Genomic DNA, 25,956 nt, shown 5'->3' on the forward strand with positions numbered 1-25,956 from the left:
GACCGAACCAATTGAATGGCGACTAACCTCATGTCTGCATCCAGCATCCCCGACCACATGAACCCGAAGCGCTCCTTTCAGGCGCTGATCCTGACGCTGCACAGCTACTGGGCGGACAAGGGTTGCGCGGTGCTGCAGCCTTACGACATGGAAGTCGGCGCCGGTACCTTCCACCCTGCAACGACGCTGCGTGCGCTTGGTCCCAAGCCATGGAAGGCTGCCTATGTGCAGCCGTCGCGTCGCCCGTCCGATGGCCGCTATGGCGAAAACCCGAACCGCCTGCAGCATTACTACCAGTACCAGGTCATCCTGAAGCCGAACCCGCCGAACCTGCAGGAACTCTATCTCGGTTCGCTCGCCGCCATCGGCCTCGATCCGCTGCTGCACGACATCCGTTTCGTCGAGGACGACTGGGAAAGCCCGACGCTCGGCGCCTGGGGTCTCGGCTGGGAGTGCTGGTGCGATGGCATGGAAGTCTCGCAGTTCACCTATTTCCAGCAGGTCTGCGGCCTCGAATGCTCCCCTGTCGCGGGCGAACTGACCTACGGCCTCGAGCGCCTCGCGATGTATGTCCAAGGCGTCGACAACGTCTACGACCTGAACTTCAACGGCCGCGAAGGCGACGAGAAGATCAGCTACGGCGACGTCTTCCTGCAGGCCGAACAGGAATACTCGCGCCACAATTTCGAATACGCCAACACCGAGATGCTGCATCGCCACTTCATCGATGCCGAGAAGGAATGTCAGGCGCTTCTCGCCGCCGGCGCTCCTGGCGACAGCGATAACCAGAAGCTGCACAAGTGCGTCTTCCCGGCCTACGACCAGTGCATCAAGGCGTCGCACGTCTTCAACCTGCTGGACGCGCGCGGCGTGATCTCGGTGACGGAGCGCCAGAGCTATATCCTGCGTGTGCGCACGCTCGCCAAGGCCTGCGGCGAAGCCTTCCTGCTGACCGATGCCGGTGGCGTCAATCTCGGCAAGGCAGCCGCCTGATTTAACGCTGGCGTCTTTCGGAACGGATTTCAACAGGACGCGGCGCGCCCTGGAAGATAACGAACGATCCGATGGCAAGCATGTTTAGCAGGAAAACGACTGCGCTCATGGTTTGACTTTCTTCGTCGCAAGTTCCGGGAGAAGCCGTGATCGGCTTGCGCTGATCGGAAGATAGGCTTCATCGAGCCGTCGCGGTATCGTGAGATTTCACTACCCTTCTTCTTAGGCGGGCGCACTTGCAGCTGAAATGCCGGATGACAAGCCGAGGCAAGCCGCATAGTCTCGCGGGCAACTTTACGTCGTTGCGGGGGATTCTCGATGTTAATAGCTCTCGGCGTCATCGTCCTGATCGCGCTCTATATTGTCTTCATCTACAATGGTCTTGTTCGCGCCCGGCAGATGGCCGAGGAAGCCTGGTCGGGCATAGACGTACAGTTGAAACGCCGCGCCGATCTGATCCCCAATCTGATCGAGACCGTGAAGGGCTACGCAACTCACGAAAAGACGACGCTGGAAGAGGTCGTCAAGCTCCGAAACCAGGCGCAGGCCGTGCCCACGGGCGATGTCGCCGGACGCGCCCAGGCGGAAGGCTTGCTTGGTGCTGCGCTTGGTCGTGTCATGGCGTTGGCCGAAGCCTATCCTGATCTGAAGGCCAACGAGAATTTCCGCGAGCTGCAGTCCTCGCTCGAGACGATGGAAAGCGAAATCCAGATGGCGCGGCGCTATTACAACGGCGCTGCCCGCGATCTCAACGTCAAGGTCGAAAGCTTCCCGTCCAATCTGGTCGCCGGCCAGTTCGGTTTCAGCAAGCGGGAGTATTTCGAAATCACCAACGAGGCCGATCGCGCCGTTCCGACCGTAAAGTTCTGACATCCGCCATTTGCCTTTGCGCAAAAGCTGCTATGAGCAGGGCATGATCGTGGCCTGACATGGCCGTTGCGCAAAGACGGAAAAGACAAGGTAATGAGTAAAGACAAGCTCACCATCATCCCGGCGGCCAAGCCGCTGTCCGGTCGCGCCGTACCTCCCGGCTCGAAGTCGATCACCAACCGCGCGCTGCTTCTGGCCGGTCTCGCCAAGGGCACCAGCCGGCTGACCGGCGCGCTGAAGAGCGACGACACGCGTTATATGGCCGAAGCTCTGCGCGCCATGGGCGTGACCGTGGATGAGCCCGATGCGACGACCTTCGTCGTCACCAGTTCCGGCGAGCTCAAGTCTCCCTCGGCGCCGCTCTTTCTCGGCAATGCCGGCACCGCGACACGCTTCCTGACGGCAGCGCTGGCGCTCGGCCATGGCCGTTATGTCGTCGATGGCGACGAGCACATGCGCAAGCGCCCGATCAAGCCGCTGGTCGATGCCCTGAAGGCGCTCGGTGTCGCGATCGAGGCGCCGACCGGCTGCCCGCCGGTGACGATCGATGCCACCGGTCGCTTCGCCAGCAACAAGGTCGTCATCGATGCCGGCCTCTCCAGCCAGTATGTCTCCGCCCTGCAGATGGCGGCCGCCTGCGGCTCCGAGCCGTTCACCATCGAGCTTGCCGGCGCCGATATCGGCGCGCGCGGCTATATCGATCTGACGCTCGCTGTCATGCGCGCTTTCGGCGCCAAGGTCACGCAGCCGACGTCGTCTTCGTGGGTGATCGAGCCGACAGGCTACACCGCCACCGATTTCGTCATCGAGCCGGACGCCTCCGCCGCCACTTATCTCTGGGCCGCCGAAGTGCTGACCAAGGGCGATATCGACCTCGGGGTCGCCAATGAGGATTTCACCCAGCCGGACGCCAAGGCCTACGACGTCATCCGGCAGTTCCCGCACCTGCCTGCCGAAATCGACGGCTCGCAGATGCAGGATGCGGTGCCGACCATCGCCGTGCTGGCAGCCTTCAACGAGACGCCGGTGCGCTTCACGGGCATCGCCAACCTGCGCGTCAAGGAATGCGATCGCATCCACGCCGTCTCGACCGGTCTCAACAATATCCGCGCCGGCCTTGCCACCGAAGACGGTGACGACCTGATCGTCGCCTCCGACCCGGCACTATCAGGCCAGCATCTGCCGGCCGATATCGACACCTTCGCCGACCACCGCATCGCCATGAGCTTCGCGCTCGCCGGGCTGAAGATCGACGGCATCACCATTCTGGATCCGGATTGCGTCGGCAAGACCTTTCCGTCCTACTGGCGGACGCTGGCGGGGCTCGGCGTGACCTATGCGGACGAGGACTGACACTATCTGAGGCGGCGGGAAGCCGCGGGCGGGGGAATGGAATGATCCGGCGGCTTCTCGGTTTTTGCTTTGCACTGCTCCTGATGCTTGCCGCTGGCCCTTCTCTTGCCAGGGAGGTCATCAATTCGTTTGCCTCCGACATCGTGCTCGACAAGAGCGGCTCGATGACGGTGACGGAAACGATATCGGTCAATGCCGAGGGCAACCGTATCCGGCGCGGCATCTTTCGCGATTTTCCGTTGACGATGAAGAATGCCGACGGGCGTACCATCCGCGTCGATTTCGACGTCGTCTCGGTGAAACGCGACGGACGCGACGAGCCCTGGCATACGGAATCCATAACCGGCGGCATTCGTATCTACGCCGGGTCGGAAGACGTCATGCTGAGCTATGGCCGGCATCAGTACGACATTACCTACCGCACCAACCGGCAGATCCGTTACTTCCCCGATCACGACGAACTCTACTGGAACGTCACCGGCAACGGCTGGATCTTTCCGATCATGGCGGCGACGGCCTCCGTAAGACTTCCAGAGGGCGTGCATTCGATCGACACAGCCTTCTTCACCGGCCCACTCGGCTCTACCGACCGGAACGCGCGTGTTTCCACAAGCGGCGATCGCCTAGTGTTTACGGCCACGCAGCCGCTGGATGCCGGGGAAGGATTGACGATCGCGGTCAAGATGCCGAAGGGATCGATCGATCCTCCGAGCGACGCGGACACCAAGCGCTGGTGGCTGAGCGACAATCGCGACTATTTCATCGGCTTCGGCGGCCTGATCCTGGTCTTCCTCTACTACACGCGCTCCTGGCTGAAGGTAGGCCGCGATCCGGCGCGCGGTGTCATCGTGCCGCGCTGGGATCCGCCGGATGGCATCTCGCCGGCGCTGGTGAACTATATCGACAATCGCGGTTTCTCAGGTCAGGGCTGGACGGCGCTTTCGGCAACGGCGCTCAATCTCGCGGTGCGCGGCTATGTCGTGCTGGAAGACCTGAAGAACTCGATCATCATCCGCCGCACCGACAAGCCGGTCGGCAAGGAAAAGCTCGAAGCGGGCGAGGCAAGCCTTCTGAACGCCGTTGGCAGCAAGGGATCGCTCACCATCGACAAGGCGAACGGCCAGCGCGTGAAATCGGTTGGCGAAAGCTTCCGCTCGGCGATCGAGCGCGAGCATCGCGGCCAATACTACAACTCCAACGCCGGCTACACGGTCGGCGGCATTATCCTCAGTGCGGCGGCGCTGGTCGCTCTCTTCGTCTTCGGCACGCTGGAGCCCGATGCGATCGCTCTGATGGTGATCCCCATCATCGTCACCGTTTTCGTCTCGATCTTCATCGGCAATATCGCCAAGTCGTTTCGCCCGGGCGGTTCGCTGGGCGGCAAGATCGTGGCAGTGATCTCGATTGCCATCGTAGCCTTCATCGGTTTCAGCATTCTTTCGAGCCTGGGGCTCGCCCTGTTCTCGTCGCTGATGGAACTCCACGAAACGCCGATGTTGTTTGCGATCGGCGGCATCGTGTTGTTGAACGTGCTCTATGTCTTCATCATGGGAGCGCCGACGCCGCTTGGCGCGAAGCTGATGGATGGCATCGACGGCCTGCGCCAGTATCTGACGCTTGCCGAAAAGGACCGCATGAACATGGCGGGCGCGCCCGAGATGTCGCCGCAACATTTCGAAAAGCTGCTGCCCTATGCCGTCGCGCTTGGTGTCGAGAAGCCGTGGAGCCGGACTTTCGAACTCTGGCTCGCGGCGGCCGCGGCAGGCGTGGCCGGTGCCGCCGCCTATCATCCCGGCTGGTACTCCGGCAATTTCAGCGGCGGCAATTTTTCCGATCGCATCGGCGGCTTCTCGTCGTCGATGGCGTCGACCATCGCCTCCACGCTGCCAAGCCCGCCGCCCAACTCCTCCTCGGCGTTTTCCGGCGGCGGCGGTGGTGGCGGCGGCTTCTCCGGCGGTGGTGGCGGCGGCGGTGGCGGCGGGGGCTGGTAAGCCTTCCTCCGTCCTCTAAGGCAGCATTCCGCTTGACCGGTCGAGCATGCTGCTTGACCCCGGGCAAGCATTCTCGCTTGACCCGGGCAAGCATTGTGCTTGACCTTTGGGCCCACTCCCCTTAACCGCCAGACGGAAACGCGAAAGGGATGGGCATGAAGGTTCTGTTGATCGGATCGGGCGGACGCGAGCACGCATTGGCCTGGAAACTGGCGCAATCGCCTGAGCTCACGGAATTCTACGCCGCCCCCGGAAACCCCGGCATTGCCGAACACGCGACGCTGGTTCCTGTTGATGTCGACGACCATGCCGCCGTCATTGCTTTCTGCAAGGACAAGGCAATCGACTTCATCGTCGTCGGCCCGGAAGCACCGCTGGTCGCGGGCATTGCCGACAAGCTGCGCGCCGCAGGCTTTGCCGTCTTCGGCCCCTCGGCCGCTGCCGCCCAGCTCGAAGGCTCCAAGGGGTTCACCAAGGACATCTGCGCCCGCTACGACATTCCAACCGGCGCTTACCAGCGCTTCAACAACGCCCCGAAGGCCAAGGCCTATATTCGCGAGCAGGGAGCCCCGATCGTCGTCAAGGCCGATGGCCTTGCCGCCGGCAAGGGTGTTACCGTCGCCATGACCGTCGATGAAGCGCTCGCCGCCGTCGACGATTGCTTCGAAGGCGCGTTCGGTTCTGCCGGTGCCGAAGTCGTGGTCGAAGCCTATCTCGATGGCGAAGAGGCAAGCTTCTTCTGCCTCAGCGATGGCAAGCACGCGCTGGCGCTCGCCACCGCCCAGGACCACAAGCGGGTGGGAGAGGGCGATACCGGCCCGAACACTGGCGGCATGGGCGCTTATTCGCCGGCTCCTGTGATGACGGCTGAGATGGTCGAGCGCACGATGAAGGAAATCATCGAGCCCACGATGCGCGGCATGGCCGAAAGCGGCTATCCCTTCTCCGGCGTCTTCTTCGCCGGCCTGATGATCACCAAGAAGGGCCCGGAGCTGATCGAATACAACGTCCGCTTCGGCGATCCCGAATGCCAGGTGCTGATGATGCGCCTGAAGAGCGATCTGCTGCCGATCCTCTATGCGACGGCAACCGGCACCCTCGACAAGGTCACGGCCGAGTGGAGCGACGATCCGGCGCTGACCGTCGTCATGGCATCGAAGGGCTATCCTGGGAGCTACGACAAGAACACGCCGATCAAGTCCATTCCCGAAGCGGGCGAGGGCGCCAAGGTGTTCCATGCCGGCACAGCCCTGAAGGATGGCGGACTGGTCGCCACCGGAGGCCGCGTGTTGAACGTTACCGCATCAGGCAAGACGGTCGGTGAAGCCCAGACCCGCGCCTATGCCCTGCTCGACAAGGTGGAATGGGACAATGGTTTCTGCCGCCGCGATATCGGCTGGCAGGCGATCAAGCGCGAAAAAGCGTGAGCAAACCCGAAATCGGGGCAGTTCTCTAAATTTTTACCGTTTCCCCTGACGGGATGGAAACAAAGCCGCGCTAGTCTCTTCTCAACGTGAGACGGAGTGTTCCATGCGTCAGGTCATTTTGGGTGCGATAGCTGTGTTTGCGGCAGGCTCTGCCTTTGCCTCCTCGATCGAGGTCGTCGGGACCGGTGCCGGCAGCGGTAGCAGCAGCATCCTCACGAAGGTGTGCACCACGTGCCCGCCGCTGCAGCCAAAGCAGATGAAAAAGGACTACGTCGTCCCCACGTTGGCCGATGGCTCGCTCGAGCACTCGCAGATCCGCGACGTCGACGGCGAAAAGAAGCTTTATCGAACGGAAGGCTGGATGGGCGGTTCGCCCGTCGTCTTCGTCACCAAAGCGCCCACGACGACCGCGATTGCCTCCGCGCCAGACGGTATTGATGAGACGGCAACCACCGCAGCCGTGATCGGCACCAATACCAAGCCCGTCGCAGCCGGCGTTGCGGGAGCGCGGGAACAAATCGCCCCGCTCGACGTTTCATCTTTCGAGCTACGGCCCTAATTCAAAGTTCCCTGCCCCTCCGATCAAGGTTTCGATTGAATGGGGTTCCACCCCTGGGGTGGATAAATGCGCTCCTGAAGAGAAGCAGGGGCGCATTTTCTATATCTGCCTGCCATATCGTACCGGGCGCCGATTGCGCTCGCCTGCAAAAAGATACGGGTTAGATCTCGCATAGGCCGCATGCCGCTATGGGGTCTGATCTTAAACGATAATTCAACCATTCACTCTAATTTTATCGATATGCCGGAGGGCGCATGATTGCGCTCGCCATGCGTGCTGCTGCGCGAAGGTCGGGAGTTGACCGGTCCGGAATTTCCCGTTCATCCATATTCGCGAGACATTCATGAAAAAGCTCAAGATTGCGCACCAGCTTTTCGCCCTTGTCGGCGTGCTGATGGCCGCCTTCGCCATTGCCACTTTCTTCCAGATCCGTACTACATCGCAGGCGATCTACGACGATCGCTTCGACCTTCTGCGCACGCAGGTGGAATCAGGCATCTCCGTACTCGATGCCTATTATCAGCGCGAGAAGTCGGGCGAGATGACGCATGAAGCCGCCCAGGCTGAAGCCTTCAAGATTCTCTCCAAGGTCAAGTTCGAGCCGGCGGGCTATCTGTTCGGTTACGACTACAACGTGGTGCAGCGCTTCCATCCGAGCCCCGTCAACATCGGCAAGGACATGAGCAGCCAGGTGGATCAGAACGGCACCTATTTCAGCAAGGACATGGTTGCCAAGGGTCGCGCAGGTGGCGGCCGGACGATCTATTATTGGAGCAAGCCGGGCCAGCCTGCTGACCAGCTGTTCGAGAAGGGCTCATACTCGGCCTCCTTCCAACCGTGGCAGCTCGTCGTGTCCAGCGGCGTCTATCTCGATGACCTGCAGGCGCAGATCAATGCTGCGATCTGGAAGGCGCTGATTGCCTGCGCGATCATCGCGGTTGCCGGCATCGCTGCCGCCTACTACTTCATTCGCGGCATCTCCAAGCCGCTGCAGGATGTTCACCAGGCACTGGAAGCGGTCGCAGACGAAAACGTCACGCTCGCGATCCCGCATGCCGAAATGAACAACGAGATCGGCATGATGGCGCGGGCGACGCAGTCGCTGCAGCAGAAGGTCAAGGAACGTCACGTGATGTCCGAACGCGAAACCGCGCAGCAGATGGCACTGGATGGCGAGCGTGAGAACAGCCAGCGTCTGCAGCGCGATGAAGCGGCGGCCCAGACGCGCGTCGTCGCGACGATCGGCCAGGCCCTCGAGCAGATTGCGCGTGGCGATCTGACCGTTCGCTGCGCCGACCTCGGCGGCAAGTACGAAGCCCTCCGTGACAATTTCAACGATGCTCTCTCGCATCTTGAGGCAGCCATGGCACGGGTCAACGCCAAGGGCGGCGACATCAGTGTCAGCAAGGAAGAGATCCGTCGCGCCTCCAACGACCTCTCGCAGCGCACCGAGCGCCAAGCCGCAAGCCTCGAAGAGACGTCTGCTGCGCTGGACCAGCTTACCGTCGCCGTTCGCCAGACTGCCGAAGGCGCGCACGAAGCAAGCAAGCGCGTCCATGCGGTCAGCACCGAAGCAACCCGCAGCGATGCGGTCGTGACCGAAGCTATCGCAGCCATGAGCGGTATCGAGAAGTCGTCCGACGAAATCGGCAAGATCATCGGCGTCATCGACGACATCGCCTTCCAGACCAACCTGCTGGCGCTGAACGCCGGTGTTGAAGCAGCTCGCGCCGGCGAATCCGGCAAGGGCTTCGCGGTCGTGGCGCAGGAAGTGCGCGAGCTCGCGCAGCGTTCGGCTGCTGCCGCCAAGGAGATCAAGGACCAGATCGCACGGTCGTCTGGCCAGGTCGACCAAGGCGTCAAGCTGGTCGGCGAAGCTGGTGAAGCCCTGAAGCGCATTTCCGATCAGATCAAGGCTGCCAACGAAATCGTCGCCAAGATCGCCCACAGCGCCTCCGAACAGGATACGACGCTGCGCTCGATCTCGTCCTCGATGAACCAGCTCGACGCCGCGACCCAGCAGAACGCCGCAATGGCGGAGGAAACGACGGCTTCGGCGGAATCGCTCGCCAACGACACCGACGAACTGCTGAACCTCATTCGCGGCTTCCGCATCAGCAACGGCAGCGAACTCACGCAGCAGGTCCGCCGCGCGGCGTAATCAGCTGTCATTCCTTGTCGAACTTTTACAGCCGCTGGAGAAATCCGGCGGCTGTTTACGTTGCCGGCTTTTCGATCTCGGCCAGTCGCGTCAGCAGCGCCTCGATCTCCCGGTCGGAATAGACCTCGACGCCTGCCCGCTGCAGCAGCGCTGCCGTGACGCCGCTGCCACTTAGTCTCGTGCCCGTAAATGACCCGTCATAGATGAAACCCGAGCCGCAGGAGGGGCTTCCGTCGATCAGCAGAGCAAGGCGGCAACCTTCCTCCGTGGCAAGTCGCAACGCATTCTCCGCCGCCTGCCGAAATTGCCCGGTGACGTCAACGCCGGTGATCTCGACGACCCGTGCCGTTCCCGCCAGGACATCCGCGCCGGTGGCGCCATTCTCGATTTCCGCTGGCGGTCGCGGTACCGGCATGCCTGCGGACATCTCCGGACAGATCGTCACCAGCCGACCTTCCGCACGCCAGCGCTCGATGGCTGGATGGAGAAGCGGTTTCGACCGGCCGTCATAACGGACCGCGTGACCCATGAGGCAGGCGCTGACGAGAATCTTCTGCATGGTGTTGGGCATAATGCAGCGGACATGATAGTTCCAGCCTTCATCCCCTCGGCAGCCGCCATCGCCAAGTCATCACGAAGAGGATTTCGTCATTCCGAGACCGTCCAGCCGTATGGCGGCGCTGCCGTCGGACATGCCATGACTGGCCTTGCGATCTATGCAGGGTTGTTCGCAATGTCGTTTGCGGCGGCGACGATCTTCCCGATGCAATCCGAAGCCGGGCTGGTCGCCCTCATTCTGGCAGGGGAGTACTCGATTGTCCTGCTCGTCGCCATTGCCAGCGCGGGAAATGTGCTTGGCTCGCTGCTGAACTGGCTGCTCGGACGCGGGATAGAGCGTTTCCGCGACAGGCGTTGGTTTCCCGTCGGCGGGGCTGCGCTCGACAGGGCTCAGGGCTGGTATCGTCGCTACGGCAAGTGGTCGCTGCTTGCCAGCTGGCTGCCTGTTGTCGGCGACCCCATCACTGTCGTCGCCGGTGTTCTCAAGGAGCCGTTGCCGACATTTCTGGCGCTCGTGACGATCGCCAAAACCGCGCGCTACGCGGTTTTGGCTGCTGCTACGGCGGGCGTCATGGGCTGACGCCGCTTAGCCGGCGATCTTCGAGAAGTCGGCAACGGTGCCTGTCGCTTCGCGGATGAGGCGAAGCAGGGCAAGTCGGTTGGCACGGATCGCCGCGTCCGGGTCGTTCACGAGCACGTCGTCGAAGAAGCGATCGACGGGTGCGCGCAGCTTGGAGAGTGCCGCCATCGCCGAGCGGAAGTCTTCCTTCGAAACAGCGTCCGTCGCTTCCGCGGAAGCGGTGGTAATCGCCGCGAAGAGCTCACGCTCGGCATCGAGCTTGAGCAATGCTTCTGAAACGCCATCAGCAACGACGGTACCCTTCTTCTCCTCGGCGGCCAGCAGCTGCACGGCGCGCTTGGTGCCGGCAAGCAGGTTCTTGCCGTCTTCGGAGGTGATGAACGCAGTCAGCGCTTCGACGCGACGGGCAACCATACGCAGGTCGTCGGTCTCGGGCGTCAGCACCGCATCGATGAGATCGTGGCGGGCACCCTGGTCACGCAGATAGACCTTCAGGCGATCATGGAAGAAGGACAGCAGATCCAGCTGTCGCGACATGTCGTCAGCGTCCACAGTGTTGCCGATATCCATGTCGATCCGGCCCATGTGGCTGACGATCCGCGGCAGCAGCGTCAGGTGGACGCCACGCTCCAGGATGATGCGGATGACGCCAAGCGCGGCGCGGCGCAGTGCAAAGGGATCCTTCGAGCCGGTCGGCTTTTCGTCGACGGCCCAGAAGCCGATCAGCGTGTCCAGCTTGTCGGCCAGCGCGACAGTGATCGCGACCTTGTCCTGCGGCAACTGGTCGGACGGCCCCTGTGGCTTGTAGTGCTCTTCAATGGCGGTGGAGACGACGGCGTCTTCGCCCTGGAGGGTCGCATATTTCCGGCCCATCACGCCCTGCAGTTCCGGAAACTCGCCGACGGCTTCGGTGCGAAGGTCTGCCTTTGCCAGCACGACCGCGCGATCGACCAGCTTGTAGTCGGCGCCGGCAGGGAAGGCGACCTTCGCCGCCATTGCGCGGATGCGCTCGACGCGCTCCCCCTGGGTGCCGAGCTTGGCGTGGAAGGTGACGTTGAGCGAATCGAGCTTCGCCATGCGCTGGTCGAGCGGCTTCTTGAGGTCGAGGCTAAACTTCTTGGCCGAGGCCTCAAGCGTCTCCAGATCCGGCAGGTTGCCCTGGTCGCGCTTCCAGAAGTGCAGCGCGTCGGAAAGACGGGCGCGCACGACCTTGCCGTTGCCGTGAATGATTTCCTTGCCGCCGTCGCTCGCCTCGATGTTGGAAACGAGGATGAACTTGTTCGACAGCGTGTCGCCGCCGACGGGGCGCGTCACGAAGCACTTCTGGTTCGTCTTGATCGTCAGGCGGATGATCTCGGACGGGATCGAGAGGTAATCCTCCTCGAAGCTGCCCATGAGCACCTGCGGCCATTCGACGAGGCCGGATACTTCTTCGAGCAGGCCCTCATCTTCCACCAGTTCCAGGCCGTTCGCGAAGGCGACATCCCGGGCGTCGTGCAGAATGATGTCCTTGCGGCGCTCGCCGTCGAGGATCACCTTGGCCTTCTCCAGGCTCGCAACATAATCGTCGAAGCGCTTGACGGTAATCGCGTCCGGCGCGTGGAAACGGTGCCCGTAGGTCACGTTGGAGGCGACAATGCCGCCGACCTCGAACGGGATGACCGTCGTTTCCTCATGATCGGTGCCGAACAGGCAGATGATCGATTGCAGCGGGCGAACCCACCGCAGCGAACCCGGCTGCGCGGACGCTTTGCCCCAGCGCATGGGCTTCGGCCATGGGAAATCGCGGATGATGGCTGGCATGATGCCGGCGATGATGTCTTCCGCGTTGCGGCCCGGCTTGGAGATCACGGCGATGTAGAAATCGCCCTTCTTCGGGTCGCTCTGAACCTGCGCCTCGGAAATCGAGGCAAGGCCGGCGCCACGCAGGAAGCCTTCGATCGCCTTTTCGTTGGCGTCGGTGCGCGGGCCTTTGCGCTCTTCGCGCACGTCGGCGGAGCGGGCGGTGAGGCCGCGGATATCGAGTGTCAGCCGGCGCGGCGTCCAGTATTCGCGCGCACCTTCGTAGGAAAGGCCTGCTTCGATGAGTGCATCGGTCACGAGCTTCTTCAGGTCGCCGGCGGCCTTGCGCTGCAGGCGGGCCGGGATCTCTTCGGAGCGGAGTTCTAGGAGCAGATCGGGCATGTTACTTTCCTTGCCTTCTCGGGGGAAGGCGCCACAAGGCGGGGCTAAAACGGTCGCCTCTGCTAGCAAAGAATGGCGCATCTGCACAACCGCAAAAAAGGGATGAGGGAGGCGGGGAGGGGATTTTGGCAGCCAGTGTGCCGTGCCGCAGCCTTTGTTGTTTGGAAATAGACTCTTACCGCGCGCTCGAATGTCGATGTCGGCGATGGTCCGATGCTGTCATTTTGAAAGCAATGAAGCGATCAATGTGCACAGCGCCCAATGTTACGAGAGGTGTCGCAACGAACTCCGCCGAGTGCGACACCTCTCGTTATTGGCTAGAGCAGACGTACCGACATGCCCCCATCGACGATCATGGGACTGCCGGTCATGAACTGGGACCGATCGGAGAGCAGGAAAACCGCAGCCTGAGCAATCTCCGAGGCAGAAGCCATCCTCTTCATCGGGTGCAGGCCAGAAACGAAGTTCAAAGCATCCGGATTACCTTCTCCACCTGCAGGAGTAATGGTGCCTCCCGGCAAGAGCGCGTTGATCCGGATGCCGTCAGCGGCATGTTCCGAAGCAAGCGATTGCACGAGCCCGTTCAGCCCCGCCTTGGAGGCGGCGTAGGCTCCCATGCCGGGCAGCCCGCCGTTGCTGAACCCGACGAAAGAGGAGGTGAAAATAATGGAACCGCCGCCCTGTTCCTTCAGGGCCGGAACTTGTGCTTTCGCAGCCCAGAACGCGCTGGTCAGATTTGTCGCAATTACCGTATTCCAGTTGTCGATGGACATCTCAGGCACTGCGACCATATCGCCGACGATCCCGACATTGTTGAACGCACCATTCAGGCCGCCGAAGCTATGAAGAGCCAACTCGGTCAACATGGCAAGATAGGCTCCATCAAGCACATCGCCTGAGCACCAGACCGCTCGACCGCCGCTTCTGGTGATATCCTCCGCCACTGAGCGGAGTTCCTCCGACCGTCTTGCCGCCAAGACGACGTTCGCACCCTCGGATGCAAACAATCGAGCAGCAGCAGCTCCAATCCCGCTGCTCGCTCCGGTGACGATGATTGTCTTGTTTGTCAGTTCCATCTTTACCTCCTGATTGTGATGCAGGAGATGGCTATTGCTCCTTCCCATTCGCCGCCACCCGTTTCCTGCCAGTGCGATAGCAAACGGTGGATGGTCTGCTCGACACCGCTGTGTCTATCCCGACGCTGCCCTCAATCTTCGAATTCAGTAACCACCAATAGCGCAAAGCAGCCGACCGTCGATGTCGGCTATCGGCCGGAAGCGGACAACCGATGACGGGGCGGTGGAGGCGTAGGCGTCACGCCGATGTCACGCGACAGAGCCCGACTAGACGGACATAATTGTTGCCATGCTAAATTTGCTCTTCAACTTTCTGCGCAGTTTCTGGGGCCTCGATCAGCCACAACACTGGCGACGATGCTACACATCGGCCCCCGTAAAGACGATTGATGGCACGTGGACACCGACGAGCGGCAAGACGTGGCGACGACTAAGCTCGGAAGGCAAGTGGGAATATCGCCACGAAGCCTGATTTGTCGGAGGCAGCTTGATGGCGTCGTTGGTGAAAGATTGTCATCTGCCTATGGCCGCTGCCGGCCCAAAGCGGACTTCAGAACGCGCGTTTACCTCTAACGTTACCGTAACGTACTTCCATTTACCTGCTCCTGCTTGTCTCCTGCCGCCACGGCTTGCTCCGTTGCATTCCGTTGGCGAGACAGGAGACAGACAATGTTGAAATCGCATCTCTATTCGGCAACTGCCGTTTCGGTCTTGGGGCTTGTCGCGGCGTCCGTTTTGCCTGCCGCCGCACAGGACAATGCCGCGAAAATCCCGCCGCTGATGGAACAGATCAACAAGGGCAACTGGCTGCCGCAGCAGGAAGCGGAGTCGCTGGTTGATCAATTCTATTATCAGAACGCCGTGCAGGCTTACGTGCTCACCATCCCCATCCTGAATACGATCGGCATGAAGGATGGCTCCGAGGCTGCCTTCGGCGCTGGCTATAACGTGTTGCCGGTCTGGAAGGAGCGCATGGACAGCCGGACATGGGTTCCGACGCCGAATGCGGATGTCATCTACTCGATGAGCTATCTTGATCTGAAGAAAGACGGTCCGCTGGTTGTGGCCGCGCCGCCAAACGTCATCGGCATGTTTACCGACTTCTACCAGCGCACATTGACTGACGTTGGTGCGATCGGCCCCGACCGGGCGCGCGGCGGCCTCTACCTCCTTCTGCCGCCTGATTACGATGGCGAAGTTCCGAAGGGTTACTTCGCGTTCAAGTCGCCAACCTACAACGTGTTCCTGTTCTTCCGGACAATCATGGCGAAGGGCGAAAACGGACCTGATCCGGCCCCGGCCGCCGCAAATGCCGAGCGCACGCGTGTCTATCCTCTCTGGTCGCCCGAGAAGGATGTGAAGCCGATGCAGTTTCCTGACGCGAGCGGCAAGCGCGTCAACATGATGTATCCGACCGGCAGCACCTATTGGACCAAGCTGAAAGCCTTTGTCGATTACGAACCTGTCGCCTCGATCGATCCTGTAACGCGTGGCGTACTCGCCTCGATCGGTATTGTCAAAGGCCAGCCATTCGAACCGACGGACAAGCAGAACGCGGCCCTGCAGAAAGCCATTGAGACGGCTCCCAAGATGATCCTCGCCAGCCGTCAGCTCGGCCGCCCCGACAAGCGCAATCTCTACTATACGGACCGGCAGTATGAGAACATCTGGGCGGGCGGCACGGCCGAATGGATGCAAGACAGCTATCTCGATGTGCTGCAGCGTGCCTCCTATTTCCAGTTTGCCTATTCGTCGGCTCCCGCCATGGTCATGCGGACGCTGGACGCCGGTTCGAAATATCCCTTCACCGCCCGCGATGCCGATGGCAACTTCCTGAATGGATCGAATGGATACAAGCTGCACCTGCCGCCCAATCCCCCGGCAGCGCTGTTCTGGGCCGTGACCGCCTACAACGTCACCGATGGCTCAATGCCGGAGACGAAGCAGCTCCTGCCATCGATCAACGGCTTCTACAAGGTGAAGACGAACGACGACGGGTCGGTCGATCTCTATTTCGGGGCAACCAAACCGGCAGAAGCGCCCGACAGCAACTGGATACAGACGGTCGAAGGCCGTGACTTCATCGCGGCGGTTCGCCTCTACGGGACCGGCTCGGCATTCTTCGACCAAACGTGGAAGCCGGATGACGTCGTGAAGCTCAAATAGTGCCGACCGTGATTTCTTGCTGATCTCAAATCGAGGAAAGTTCAAGTCATGACCAAATCGATGGAAATGAACCGCCGCGACGCCATGAAGACCGGCCTTGGCGCGGCAACATTCGCCGCGCTTGGTGCAAGGGTAGCAACCCCTCTGGCCGTCTCCACCGCGCCGATCCTGGCGGCAAGCGCGATAGCGCAGGCACAGAATGTCGGTGCCGCGTCGGAACCGACCATGCCCGCGACGGGTGTTCTGCTGCAGCCGGGTTACGCCAAGACCATCGCGCAGATGGCCTACGTCTGGGGTTGGCCCATGGTCAACATGCTCAACCGCAACGCCAAGATCACACAGGCTCCATATCCGGGCCTGTTAGGGGGCATCTTGCCTGCCGCCCCGCGCGGCCAGGTCGGCATGCTGCACGACTACATCGAGCCGTCCGAAACCTTTGTGACATGCCCCAACCAGGATGTCGTCTATGGCCTCGGCTTCTTTTCGCTCGACGATGAGCCGGTCGTCGCGCAGGTGCCAGACTTTGGTGATCGCTTCTGGGTCTATGCACTATACGATCACCGCACCGACCAGTTCGGTCATGTCGGCAAACCATATGGAACGAAGCCGGGTTTCTACCTGCTTGTCGGCCCGAGATGGAACGGTCTGAAACCGAACGGAATTACCGACATCATCCGTTGCCCGACAGCGCTAGCAAACGCCATACCGCGTATCTTCCAGGACGACACGCCCGAAGACAAGAAGGCAATCCAGTCAGCAATCGACCAGGTCGTCTTCTATCCGCTGAAGGACTTCACCGGCGAGATGAAAACCATCGAATGGGCGACGGCGAAGGAAATTCCTGTGCCACAATCGACCGACCCCGATGGCGGTGGGGGCGAGACGAAATGGGTCGTTCCGGAAAAATTCTTCGATCAATTCGGCGAAGTTCTCGCCAAGGTCGATCCGCTGCGGGGCGAAGAGGCGATGTACGGCCAGTTCCGGCTATTGCTTGATGCAGCGGAGAAGGATGCGGAGCTGAAGAAGCTGCTTGTGGAGACAGCCGTTGAGACCGAGAAAAATGTCATTGGGCCGTTCTTCGAGTGGAAGCACAACGGTCGCCCGGCTGGCAACGGCTGGAACCGCTCGACCAACAATGCGCAATTCGGTCTCGACTACTTCAACCGGACCGGAACGTCGAAGTCGAACATGTTCGACAACCGGCCGAACGAGACGCAGTATTTCTACACCGACTATGACGCCGGGGGTAAACAGCTTTCCGGGAACGGCAGCTACGCCGTCACCTTCGCGGAGGGACAGGAACCGCCGGTCAATGGCTTCTGGTCGCTGACGCTCTACAACGACAAGCATCTGTTCCACGCGAATGACCTGAAGCGGTACTCTCTCGGTACGAAGAACAAGAACCTCAAGCGCAACAGCGACGGTTCGCTCACGCTTTACGTCGGTGCGAAGTCTCCCGGCAAGGACAAGGAAGCCAACTGGCTCCCGGCCCCGGACGGAAAGTTCTCGCTCTACATCCGCGCCTATTGGGGCAAGGAAGGCATTCTGGATGGTTCATGGCAACCGCCAAAGATCGAAGCAGTGAAGACCTGATAGCTCCCGCGTTTGGTCGGCATGGCGGGTACCGCGTTGGTGCCGGCCTTGCCGTCTTGTTCGTGAATGTCCCCTATTGGCGCAATGCGGCCGGCTGACGGTGCCGGTTGTCGGTCCAGTGCCGCCATATGGAACTCCTCTCGCTGATGAGCAATTTGCACTCCGCCTAACTTGGTCGGCTGCTCGGCCAAGCCGAAAGCGGGCGCTCCGGTTCCGGCGATTAACGGCATCAAAAGCATTTTGCCGTAACGGGGAGCGATGACTTCGAGCGGACTTCGAAACACACTTTCGGCGGCCTTCCTATTACTGGTGATGCTGGCGCAATTCAGCGCCGCATGGGCTGGCCCGGCGGATTCTTCTAAGATTCGCAGTTCTTGCTGGGCATCCGGCAGTCTGTCGGAAGACGTGGTCGCGATCGTCCGAAACGAAGAGCGATGGTCCTGCGGCACCCGGGAATTCTCGATCGACGCCGAACGGGTGCTGCTTCGCTTCGACATTTCCGGCGATACCCTTCCCAGATATCTCCTCTCCAGGCGTAGCGCACTTGAGGCAGTGCATCTGCTTGCAATCGATCGGGACGGCACGGTGCGCGAAAACACCATTCCCGCCGCCGCCTTGTCGAGTTCGATGGCCGGCGGCTACTTCAAGGCTTCCCTGCCGGATGTGACCAGCGAGACCCGGCAGGTCGTCGCCGCAATTGACCTGCCGAGCCACCGGATGACCCTGGAGAGGGCCTATCTGGCACCCGGGGACGCAGCCGACAGCATCGGTGATATGCGGTTCCTGCTCGTTCTGGCGGGACTTGCCGGCATGCTCGTCATGCCTCTCATCTTCAACGCAGCCTTCTATCGGGCGCTCCGCGAACCCTTCGTCCTCTGGCACTCGGCTCTCACATTGTCGCTGCTGATGACCATTCTGGTGTCATCCGGCCTGTCGGTCATGCTGTTCGATCCTCCAGCGATGACGCTGAGCTGGATGACGACGGCGATCTTCGGGATGACGGTCGCATCGGGTGCAATGTTCACCCATAGCTTCGTTGAATCGGGATTGATGCATCCGCTGCTGCGCCGCCTGCTGCCCTATTGCGCGGCATGGGCAATATTCCTGAGCGCGTTTCACGCCGCCTTCCCCTTTGTTGCGCGTCCCATCCAGTCGAGCGCATACACGGCGGCATTCGCGCCGGTGCTTGTCGTCTTCATGGTGTCGGTGATCGATGCATTGCGTCGCGGCAGCCGCGCCGCGAGGTACCAGGCAGTCGGTTACACGCCGATGGTTCTGGTCGGATTGATCCGTCTGGTGACGGGCGTCGTTCCCTGGCTGCACAGCACCGACGCCACCCTGCTGTTTTATATCGGTTGCGTCTGTGAAGTCGTTTTCACGACGCTTGGCGTGGCAGAGCGCTTCGTGACCATCAAGCGCGAACGAGACGGCGCACGCAACGAAGCCGAACTGCTCGAACGGCTGTCCGAAACAGACCCGTTGACCGGATTGCTGAACCGGCGGGCGATCGAGCGGCAATTCGAGCAGCTTCGAACCGACGGCTTCGCCGCGCTGGCTGTCATCGATATCGATCATTTCAAAACGATCAACGACGTAAACGGGCACAGCGTCGGAGACGAGGTGTTGAAGGCCGTGGCCGACGCGCTCCAAGCCGGCCCAAGTGTTCGCGCTTATCGTCTTGGCGGCGAAGAATTTGTGCTTCTTCTGCGCGGCGATGATGCCGACACCCAAGCCGAGCTTCGGCGCCAGGCGATTCCCGCGATTGTCGCCCGTACGGTGTCGGGCCTCGAGCGGCCCGTAACCGCCAGCATGGGTGTGACGGGTCTTTTCGGTAGCGAGGACTTCGTGACACTCTATGAACGGGCCGACAAGCTGCTGTACGAAGCCAAGAGCGCGGGGCGAAATCGAACTCGGAGCGCAATCAAGGCGACGTCGGCGCCGAAGCCCTTGCCGAGCGACCGCGCGATGATCGCCTAGCGAGGTAGGAAAGGTCGACAGAGGGGCGGAGTGCAACGTTCCGGCGCTAGACCGCCTATAACCCGATCGCTACTCTTCCGCTGTGGAAAGCCGACTAGGGCATTGCCTTGCCGCTTTTCGCCGCTATGGTCCCGCAACTTTCGTGAAACGCAGGAACTCTCATGGCCGCTGATCTTCGTTCGCTTGCCGCTGTCATCTCCTCTGAAATCAACGCCCGGCCGGATCAGGCCAAGGCGGCGATCGAGCTGCTGGACGAAGGCGCGACGGTGCCTTTCATCGCGCGCTACCGCAAGGAAGTGACCGGTGGGCTTGATGATACGCAGCTGCGCAATCTGGCGGAACGACTGGTCTATCTGCGCGAGCTGGAAGCGCGCCGCGACACGATCGTGGAGTCGATCACCGGCCAGGGCAAGATGACCGACGAGCTTTCGGGCAAGATCGCCGGCGCGGCCACCAAGGCCGAGCTTGAGGATCTCTATCTCCCCTACAAACCGAAGCGCCGCACCCGCGCCGAGATCGCTCGCGAGCGCGGCCTCGGTCCCTTGGCCGAAGCCATCCTCGCCGATCGCTCCAAGGAACCCGCGACGCTGGCGGAGAGCTACATCACCGCCGATGTGCCCGATGTGAAGACCGCGCTCGAAGGAGCGCGCGACATCGTTGCCGAAGGCATCGCCGAAAATGCCGACCTGCTCGGCAAGCTGCGCGCCCACATGCGCAGCGCCGCCTTGCTGAAGGCCAAGGTCGTCGATGGCAAGCAGGCGACGGGCGAGAAATTCTCCGACTATTTCGATCATTCCGAACGCTGGGCAACGGCGCCTGGCCACCGCGCATTGGCCATGCTGCGCGGCTGGAACGAGGAAGTGCTGACGCTGACGATCGAGGCCGACGCCGAGACCGCATCGCCGAACAAGCCGGTCGAGCGGATGATCGCCGCTGCCTACGAGATCGGCAACAGCCGCCCTGCTGACCGCTGGCTGATGGAGGTCGCCAGCTGGACCTGGCGCGTGAAGCTATCCATGTCGCTGTCGCTCGACCTGATGCGCGAGCTTCGTGAACGGGCGGAGGAAGAGGCCATCCACGTCTTCGCCCGCAACCTCAAGGATCTGCTGCTGGCGGCCCCTGCCGGCTCGCGCCCCACCATGGGTCTTGATCCGGGCATCCGCACCGGCGTCAAGGTTGCCGTGACCGACGCCACCGGCAAGGTGATTGCGACCTCCACCGTCTATCCCTTCCAGCCGAGAAACGACGTCCGCGGCGCCCAGATCGAGCTCGCTTCGCTGATCCGCAAACACAATGTCGAGCTGATCTCGATTGGCAACGGCACCGGCAGCCGCGAGACGGAAAAGCTGGTGGCCGACATGCTGGCCGACCTACCGGCGCCGAAGCCGACCAAGGTCATCGTCTCGGAAGCCGGAGCGTCTGTTTATTCCGCATCGGAGACCGCGGCGCTCGAGTTCCCAAACCTTGATGTGTCGCTGCGCGGCGCCGTCTCGATCGCCCGCCGCCTGCAGGATCCGCTGGCTGAACTCGTCAAGATCGAGCCGAAGTCGATCGGCGTCGGGCAGTATCAGCACGACGTTGACCAGCAGAAGCTGTCGCGTTCGCTTGATGCGGTTGTCGAAGACGCGGTGAATGCCGTCGGCGTTGATCTCAACACCGCCTCCGCGCCATTGCTCTCGCGCGTTTCCGGCCTGGGCGCCTCGATTGCCGACGCGATCGTCAAGCACCGCGATAGCGAAGGCCGCTTCGAGACCCGTCGCGACCTGCTCAAGGTTGCCCGCCTGGGTCAGCGGACGTTCGAGCAATGCGCCGGCTTCCTGCGCATCCGCGACGGCAAGGAGCCGCTCGATGCCTCTTCGGTTCACCCGGAGGCCTATGGTGTCGCCAAGAAGATCGTGGCTGCCTGTGGCCGTGACCTGCGCTCGCTGATGGGCGACAGCGCGGCTTTGAAGTCGGTTGATCCGCGCCAGTTCATCGACGAGAAGTTCGGCTTGCCGACAGTGAAGGACATTTTGGCCGAGCTCGAAAAGCCCGGCCGCGACCCGCGCCCAAGCTTCAAGACGGCGACCTTCGCCGAAGGTGTCAACGAGATCTCGGACCTGAAGCCCGGCATGATGCTCGAAGGCACCGTAACAAACGTCGCGGCCTTCGGCGCCTTCGTCGATATTGGCGTCCATCAGGACGGTTTGGTTCACGTTTCCCAGCTTGCCGATCGGTTCATCAAGGATCCTCACGAAGTTGTGAAAGCGGGAGATGTCGTCAAGGTTCGGGTCGTCGAGGTCGATGCGAAGCGCAAGCGCATTGGTCTGTCGATGCGCAAGGACGATGGCTCACAGGCTCCGGCGCCACGCGGCGAGTCGCGCGGAAATCCGCCGGTTCGCGGCCAGAATGACCGCCGTTCGGCGCCTCCGAAGCAGGAGAGCCAGGGTGCATTCGGGGCCGCCTTGGCCGAGGCCATGAAGCGGAAATAAGCGCTTAGCGGTCAGGTTTGCAAAAATGTCACACTTCGGCGACCATGTTGCCGAGGTGCGAAATACGGCGCTTGTAAGGCGGGAGAGAGGTACTAAGTTGAGTGGACTATCCTGTCACATTGCGAGGCCTTATTCATGGCGTCGGCATTCTTATCGATTGTCCAAAAACTCATCCGCAAGGGTAATTTGAAGCTCACTCTCGCCAATGGCGAGACGCACAAGGTAGGGGACGGAACCGGTGAACTGGTGATCGTCCGCATCGCCGACGAGGAAGCGGAAAAACTGATCCGCCGCGACCCGACCCTCAAACTCGGCGAAATGTACATGGACGGCCGGTTCATTCTCGAACAGGGCAATATCTATGACTTTCTGGAGATGGTGAAACAGAACACCACCAACGAAATCTTCGATATCCCGATGGCTGCCCTCCTGATCGGCCGCATTGCCGTCCAGCAAGTGAAAAGCCGCCTCCCGATCAATCACAACAAGCGCAACGTCGCCCATCACTACGACCTGTCAGAGCGTCTGTTCGAACTCTTTCTCGACGAGGACTGGCAGTATTCCTGTGCCTACTTCAACCCTCCTGGTATCAGCCTCGAGGAGGCGCAGGTCGCCAAGAAGCGCCACATCGCGGCCAAGCTGCTTCTGGAGCCCAACCAGCGCGTCCTGGAGATTGGGTCCGGCTGGGGTGGCATGGGCATGTACCTTGCCGAAGCGACGCCCGGTCTCGATCTCACCGGCATCACGCTCAGTGAAGAGCAGCTGAAGATCTCCCGGCAGCGTTCGGAAAAGCGGGGCCTTGCCGATCGCGTTCGCTTCGAACTGCAGGACTACCGGACGATGACCGGCCAGAAGTTCGACCGCATCGTCTCCGTCGGGATGTTCGAGCATGTCGGCATCGGTAACTTCGGCAGGTTCTTCAAGAAGGTACATGAGCTGCTTGCCGATGATGGCGTGATGGTCCTGCATTCGATCGCCCGCCCGAAACCGAGCTTTGGAACCAACGCCTTCATCGAAAAGTACATCTTCCCGCAAGGCTACGTTCCGTCGATCGGCGAGACGTTGCCGCCGATCGAGAGTGCTGGCCTGCTGGTCAGGGACGTCGAAGTCCTGCCGTTGCACTACGCCTACACGCTGCGCCATTGGCGCGAGCGCTTCGTGGCCCGCAAGGCCGACGCGGTCGCACTCTATGACGAACGCTTCTTCCGCATGTGGGAGTTCTATCTGGCGGGGTCCGAGATCGGCTTCCGCTGGGACGAACTGTTCATCATGCAGATCCAGATCTCCAAGAACCAGTTCTCCACCCCCGACAACCGCAACTACATCGCGGAGAACGAGACGAAGCTGAAGGAGTTCGAGGCAACGCGCCCGCCTTTGGAAAAGGTGATACTGTAAGCCACCGGGAAGGCGCGGCACGACCGCGCCTTTTCTTCTTGGAAAGGGCGAACGCATGAGCAGCGCATTTCCCGAGATCCATCTCGTCCGGCATGGCGAAACGGAATGGAGCCTTTCGGGAAGACATACCGGACGAAGCGATATTCCCCTCACGGCCAATGGCGAGGAGGCTGCGCGCAAGCTCGCCGCGCGCCTTGAAGGCCTCTCCGTCTCGGCGGTGTGGTCGAGCCCGTCGCAACGGGCAAGAAACACCTGCCGGCTTGCGGGGTGCGATACCGATGCCGTCATCAAGCCGGATCTCGCTGAATGGGACTACGGCGCCTATGAGGGGATCACTACCAAGGAAATCCTTGCCGGACGGCCCGGCTGGCAGCTGTTCCGCGACGGCTGCCCGAATGGCGAGACCGTAGCCGATGTCGGCGCAAGGGCGGACAGGATGATTGCCGAGCTTCGCCAGGCAAACACCCCGATCCTGATCTTCTCGAGTTCGCATTTCCTGCGTGTGCTCGCGGCCCGTTGGCTCGGGCTGCCCGCGCAGGATGGCTCGCGCTTCATCCTCGACACCACCAGCATCAGCATCCTCGGCTACGAACATGATTTGACCGAGCCGGTCATCAGACGGTGGAACCAGCGATAAAGCTTTCGCGGCTTTCTGCCGGGCGCGCGTATTGTCGCGGACCGTCGGGCTATACCTTGACCATCCGCTTCGCGCGTCGCTAGATGGCCGCATGCAACAGATCGGCGGAATCAACGGGCGCGTTGCGGACGCGCCTTCCAACAACTGGGTTTACAGGGTTTTGCCCCCGTGGCTCTGGCCCTATGCGCAGCTCGCGCGCTGGGACAGGCCGATCGGCTGGCAGCTGCTGATGTGGCCTTGCTTCTGGTCGGCGGCGATGGCGGCAAATGCCGCTGCTCATGTCGGCCTGTTTTCCGGTGGCCAGCTGATTTTCCATCTGATCCTCTATTTCATCGGCTCCGTTGCCATGCGCGGCGCCGGCTGCACCTACAACGATCTCGTCGATCACAAGATCGATATGGAAGTGGCGCGCACCCGCTCGCGACCCTTGCCGTCGGGCCGCGTGACGCGCGCGCAGGCCAAGCTGTTCATCGTGCTGCAGGCATTGGTCGGGTTACTGGTCGTCCTGCAACTGAACTGGTTTTCCGTCATTCTCGGCATCGCGTCGCTGGCGATCGTCGCGCTCTATCCCTTCGCCAAGCGCTTCACCGACTGGCCGCAATTTTTCCTCGGGCTCGCCTTTTCCTGGGGCGCGCTGATGGGGTGGGCCGCCATTTTCGGCAGCCTCTCGCTTGCACCCATCCTGCTTTACATCGGCGCGGTGGTCTGGACGATCGGTTACGACACGATCTACGCCCATCAGGACAAGGAAGACGACGAGCTGATTGGCGTACGCTCCACCGCTCGACTGTTCGGTGACAAGACCAAGCAGTGGCTGGTCGGGCTTTATGGCCTGATGTTGATCCTCACCTTCGCGGCCTTCGTGCTCGCAGGCGTCGGCATCATCGCCTATATCGGCCTGCTGATCGCCGCCGGTATGTTCGCCTGGCAGATCGTCACGCTTGATATCAACGATGCCGATCAGTGCCTGGCCTTGTTCAAGTCGAACAATCGCGTCGGCCTGATCATCTTCGCTGGCCTGTTCCTGTCGTTATTGTTCGTTCTGCCGTAGGCCACGAACGCAAAAGCCCGGCGCGATGGCCGGGCTTTTTGATCCGATCGGTACCGCCTAGCTGCGGGCGATGATTTCCTTGCCTTCGATCTTCATCGCGACGCCAAGCTTGCCGGTCGTGCGGCGTACCAGGAAGCGGGGGCGGCGGTTGGCGAAGTAGGAGTGGCGGCGGCGTGGCTTCAGCGTGTTGGTGCGCAGGTCACCGAGGTGTTCTTCCAGCGGGCGCGCAACGCCATCGGCTTCGACCATCAGCATCGGAATGCGGAAGGCCTCGGACCAGCCGCGCCAGTCGGCGGCGATATCCGAAAGGTCGTGGGCGACCAGCAGCGGAACGCAGAGCTCCGGGTCTTCATGGTGCAGTTCAAGCGTCACGGTCACTTCGCCGTTGCCATGATCGATGGCACGGGCGGCAACACCCTTGAAGGCGCGCTTCGGCAGGGCGATCGAAAGCGGCAGTCCGCTCGAGGGAAGGATCTTGCGCAGGACGGCGCCACGTTCGTCGATCGTTATGCTGACGTCACTTGTGGAGTCGTGAATGGCGTAGCTTACCTGCTGAGGAAAGCGCGACGGATCGAGACGCAGTGTCGTTCCAGCCCATGCGGGCTTCATAACGGTGTTGTTCATGTTCATTTCTACCCTTGTCTTACCTGAGAGCCGGTTTCCGGTCTTCTCCTCGGGGCTTTTCGCCCTCTATGGCTGAACAATAGGCGCCGCCTGTTCGAGACAGCTTAAAAATCGCGGTTAAGAAAACTTTGCCTCCTTGGATGGTTATCAAAACCGAACGTGGCAAGGTTTCCGGAGGGTGAACACGGCCTGTGCCGTTTTGCGACGGGCCGGGGGTAAGTCTCGGGTAAGGTTTTCATAGCAAAATGAGGCAGAACCTATGCGTCATTCTTTGAAGACTTTGCCGAAAA

Annotated in this window: 19 protein-coding genes; 15 read left to right on the plus strand and 4 right to left on the minus strand. The window is 61.4% G+C overall.

The window, feature by feature from the left end; genetic code table 11:
* Positions 1-30: 30 nt before the first annotated feature.
* The 7 genes from A6U87_RS02665 (at position 31) to A6U87_RS02695 (ending at position 9,354) form a co-directional block, all read left to right on the plus strand.
* Positions 31-993 (plus strand): glycine--tRNA ligase subunit alpha, encoded by a 963-nt coding sequence (locus A6U87_RS02665; protein WP_065689675.1) that lies wholly within the window; start codon positions 31-33, stop codon positions 991-993.
* Between the two features lie 318 nt (positions 994-1,311).
* Complete coding sequence (locus tag A6U87_RS02670) at positions 1,312-1,863, plus strand: LemA family protein (RefSeq protein WP_065689676.1); 552 nt, start codon at positions 1,312-1,314, stop codon at positions 1,861-1,863.
* Positions 1,864-1,956: 93 nt separating this feature from the next.
* A complete protein-coding gene (locus tag A6U87_RS02675; RefSeq protein ID WP_065689677.1) occupies positions 1,957-3,216 on the plus strand; it encodes a 3-phosphoshikimate 1-carboxyvinyltransferase in 1,260 nt (419 codons plus the stop codon).
* 41 nt (positions 3,217-3,257) lie between these two features.
* Positions 3,258-5,207, plus strand: a complete 1,950-nt coding sequence (locus A6U87_RS02680) for a DUF2207 domain-containing protein (RefSeq protein ID WP_065689678.1) — start codon at positions 3,258-3,260, stop codon at positions 5,205-5,207.
* A gap of 155 nt (positions 5,208-5,362) precedes the next feature.
* Positions 5,363-6,634, plus strand: a complete 1,272-nt coding sequence (gene purD, locus A6U87_RS02685; protein ID WP_065690227.1) for a phosphoribosylamine--glycine ligase — start codon at positions 5,363-5,365, stop codon at positions 6,632-6,634.
* A gap of 103 nt (positions 6,635-6,737) precedes the next feature.
* Entirely contained in the window at positions 6,738-7,193 is a 456-nt protein-coding gene (locus A6U87_RS02690) for a plant virulence effector HPE1-like domain-containing protein (RefSeq protein WP_065689679.1), read from the plus strand.
* A 343-nt stretch (positions 7,194-7,536) separates the two neighbouring features.
* Positions 7,537-9,354 (plus strand): methyl-accepting chemotaxis protein, encoded by a 1,818-nt coding sequence (locus tag A6U87_RS02695; protein ID WP_065689680.1) that lies wholly within the window; start codon positions 7,537-7,539, stop codon positions 9,352-9,354.
* Between the two features lie 55 nt (positions 9,355-9,409).
* Here the strand turns inward: A6U87_RS02695 and A6U87_RS02700 are convergent, their stop codons facing one another.
* Complete coding sequence (locus A6U87_RS02700; RefSeq protein ID WP_065690228.1) at positions 9,410-9,913, minus strand: DUF523 domain-containing protein; 504 nt, start codon at positions 9,911-9,913, stop codon at positions 9,410-9,412.
* Between the two features lie 138 nt (positions 9,914-10,051).
* On the opposite strand from A6U87_RS02700, the gene A6U87_RS02705 reads away from it, so the two are divergent.
* Positions 10,052-10,492 carry a YqaA family protein gene (locus tag A6U87_RS02705; RefSeq protein ID WP_065690229.1) on the plus strand — a complete coding sequence of 147 codons (441 nt, stop codon included), beginning with the start codon at positions 10,052-10,054 and terminating at the stop codon, positions 10,490-10,492.
* 6 nt (positions 10,493-10,498) lie between these two features.
* Here A6U87_RS02705 and glyS read toward each other — a convergent pair whose 3' ends face one another.
* Positions 10,499-12,676, minus strand: coding sequence for a glycine--tRNA ligase subunit beta (glyS, locus tag A6U87_RS02710; RefSeq protein ID WP_065689681.1), 2,178 nt, complete (start codon positions 12,674-12,676; stop codon positions 10,499-10,501).
* A gap of 317 nt (positions 12,677-12,993) precedes the next feature.
* Positions 12,994-13,752, minus strand: a complete 759-nt coding sequence (locus A6U87_RS02715; protein ID WP_065689682.1) for an SDR family oxidoreductase — start codon at positions 13,750-13,752, stop codon at positions 12,994-12,996.
* A gap of 669 nt (positions 13,753-14,421) precedes the next feature.
* Here A6U87_RS02715 and A6U87_RS02720 point away from each other — a divergent pair.
* The 7 genes from A6U87_RS02720 (at position 14,422) to ubiA (ending at position 25,042) form a co-directional block, all read left to right on the plus strand.
* Positions 14,422-15,918, plus strand: a complete 1,497-nt coding sequence (locus A6U87_RS02720) for a DUF1254 domain-containing protein (RefSeq protein ID WP_065689683.1) — start codon at positions 14,422-14,424, stop codon at positions 15,916-15,918.
* A gap of 48 nt (positions 15,919-15,966) precedes the next feature.
* The gene (locus A6U87_RS02725) at positions 15,967-17,511 is read left to right on the plus strand and encodes a DUF1254 domain-containing protein (RefSeq protein WP_141683899.1); all 1,545 of its coding nucleotides are present in this window, start codon (positions 15,967-15,969) and stop codon (positions 17,509-17,511) included.
* 405 nt (positions 17,512-17,916) lie between these two features.
* Positions 17,917-19,488, plus strand: a complete 1,572-nt coding sequence (locus A6U87_RS02730) for a diguanylate cyclase (RefSeq protein ID WP_244499410.1) — start codon at positions 17,917-17,919, stop codon at positions 19,486-19,488.
* Between the two features lie 161 nt (positions 19,489-19,649).
* Positions 19,650-21,959, plus strand: a complete 2,310-nt coding sequence (locus A6U87_RS02735; RefSeq protein WP_065689685.1) for a Tex family protein — start codon at positions 19,650-19,652, stop codon at positions 21,957-21,959.
* Positions 21,960-22,094: 135 nt separating this feature from the next.
* Positions 22,095-23,354 (plus strand): cyclopropane-fatty-acyl-phospholipid synthase family protein, encoded by a 1,260-nt coding sequence (locus A6U87_RS02740; protein WP_065689686.1) that lies wholly within the window; start codon positions 22,095-22,097, stop codon positions 23,352-23,354.
* Positions 23,355-23,409: 55 nt separating this feature from the next.
* A complete protein-coding gene (locus A6U87_RS02745; RefSeq protein WP_065689687.1) occupies positions 23,410-23,991 on the plus strand; it encodes a histidine phosphatase family protein in 582 nt (193 codons plus the stop codon).
* 91 nt (positions 23,992-24,082) lie between these two features.
* Complete coding sequence (ubiA, locus tag A6U87_RS02750; RefSeq protein WP_065690231.1) at positions 24,083-25,042, plus strand: 4-hydroxybenzoate octaprenyltransferase; 960 nt, start codon at positions 24,083-24,085, stop codon at positions 25,040-25,042.
* Positions 25,043-25,099: 57 nt separating this feature from the next.
* Here the strand turns inward: ubiA and A6U87_RS02755 are convergent, their stop codons facing one another.
* Positions 25,100-25,666, minus strand: a complete 567-nt coding sequence (locus A6U87_RS02755) for a DUF6101 family protein (RefSeq protein ID WP_065690232.1) — start codon at positions 25,664-25,666, stop codon at positions 25,100-25,102.
* Between the last annotated feature and the right edge of the window lie 290 nt (positions 25,667-25,956).

Source organism: Rhizobium sp. AC44/96, assembly GCF_001692185.1.
Classification (GTDB): domain Bacteria; phylum Pseudomonadota; class Alphaproteobacteria; order Rhizobiales; family Rhizobiaceae; genus Rhizobium.

What these genes read in the sequence shown, in the direction of transcription:
- glyS (WP_065689681.1), bottom strand. Translation starts at nt 12,676, where the DNA reads ATGCCCGATCTGCTCCTAGAACTCCGCTCCGAAGAGATCCCGGCCCGC.
- ubiA (WP_065690231.1), top strand. Translation starts at nt 24,083, where the DNA reads ATGCAACAGATCGGCGGAATCAACGGGCGCGTTGCGGACGCGCCTTCC.
- A6U87_RS02700 (WP_065690228.1), bottom strand. Translation starts at nt 9,913, where the DNA reads ATGCAGAAGATTCTCGTCAGCGCCTGCCTCATGGGTCACGCGGTCCGT.
- A6U87_RS02740 (WP_065689686.1), top strand. Translation starts at nt 22,095, where the DNA reads ATGGCGTCGGCATTCTTATCGATTGTCCAAAAACTCATCCGCAAGGGT.
- A6U87_RS02665 (WP_065689675.1), top strand. Translation starts at nt 31, where the DNA reads ATGTCTGCATCCAGCATCCCCGACCACATGAACCCGAAGCGCTCCTTT.
- A6U87_RS02755 (WP_065690232.1), bottom strand. Translation starts at nt 25,666, where the DNA reads ATGAACAACACCGTTATGAAGCCCGCATGGGCTGGAACGACACTGCGT.
- A6U87_RS02705 (WP_065690229.1), top strand. Translation starts at nt 10,052, where the DNA reads ATGACTGGCCTTGCGATCTATGCAGGGTTGTTCGCAATGTCGTTTGCG.
- A6U87_RS02720 (WP_065689683.1), top strand. Translation starts at nt 14,422, where the DNA reads ATGTTGAAATCGCATCTCTATTCGGCAACTGCCGTTTCGGTCTTGGGG.
- A6U87_RS02735 (WP_065689685.1), top strand. Translation starts at nt 19,650, where the DNA reads ATGGCCGCTGATCTTCGTTCGCTTGCCGCTGTCATCTCCTCTGAAATC.
- purD (WP_065690227.1), top strand. Translation starts at nt 5,363, where the DNA reads ATGAAGGTTCTGTTGATCGGATCGGGCGGACGCGAGCACGCATTGGCC.
- A6U87_RS02695 (WP_065689680.1), top strand. Translation starts at nt 7,537, where the DNA reads ATGAAAAAGCTCAAGATTGCGCACCAGCTTTTCGCCCTTGTCGGCGTG.
- A6U87_RS02680 (WP_065689678.1), top strand. Translation starts at nt 3,258, where the DNA reads ATGATCCGGCGGCTTCTCGGTTTTTGCTTTGCACTGCTCCTGATGCTT.
- A6U87_RS02670 (WP_065689676.1), top strand. Translation starts at nt 1,312, where the DNA reads ATGTTAATAGCTCTCGGCGTCATCGTCCTGATCGCGCTCTATATTGTC.
- A6U87_RS02675 (WP_065689677.1), top strand. Translation starts at nt 1,957, where the DNA reads ATGAGTAAAGACAAGCTCACCATCATCCCGGCGGCCAAGCCGCTGTCC.
- A6U87_RS02725 (WP_141683899.1), top strand. Translation starts at nt 15,967, where the DNA reads ATGACCAAATCGATGGAAATGAACCGCCGCGACGCCATGAAGACCGGC.
- A6U87_RS02690 (WP_065689679.1), top strand. Translation starts at nt 6,738, where the DNA reads ATGCGTCAGGTCATTTTGGGTGCGATAGCTGTGTTTGCGGCAGGCTCT.
- A6U87_RS02745 (WP_065689687.1), top strand. Translation starts at nt 23,410, where the DNA reads ATGAGCAGCGCATTTCCCGAGATCCATCTCGTCCGGCATGGCGAAACG.
- A6U87_RS02715 (WP_065689682.1), bottom strand. Translation starts at nt 13,752, where the DNA reads ATGGAACTGACAAACAAGACAATCATCGTCACCGGAGCGAGCAGCGGG.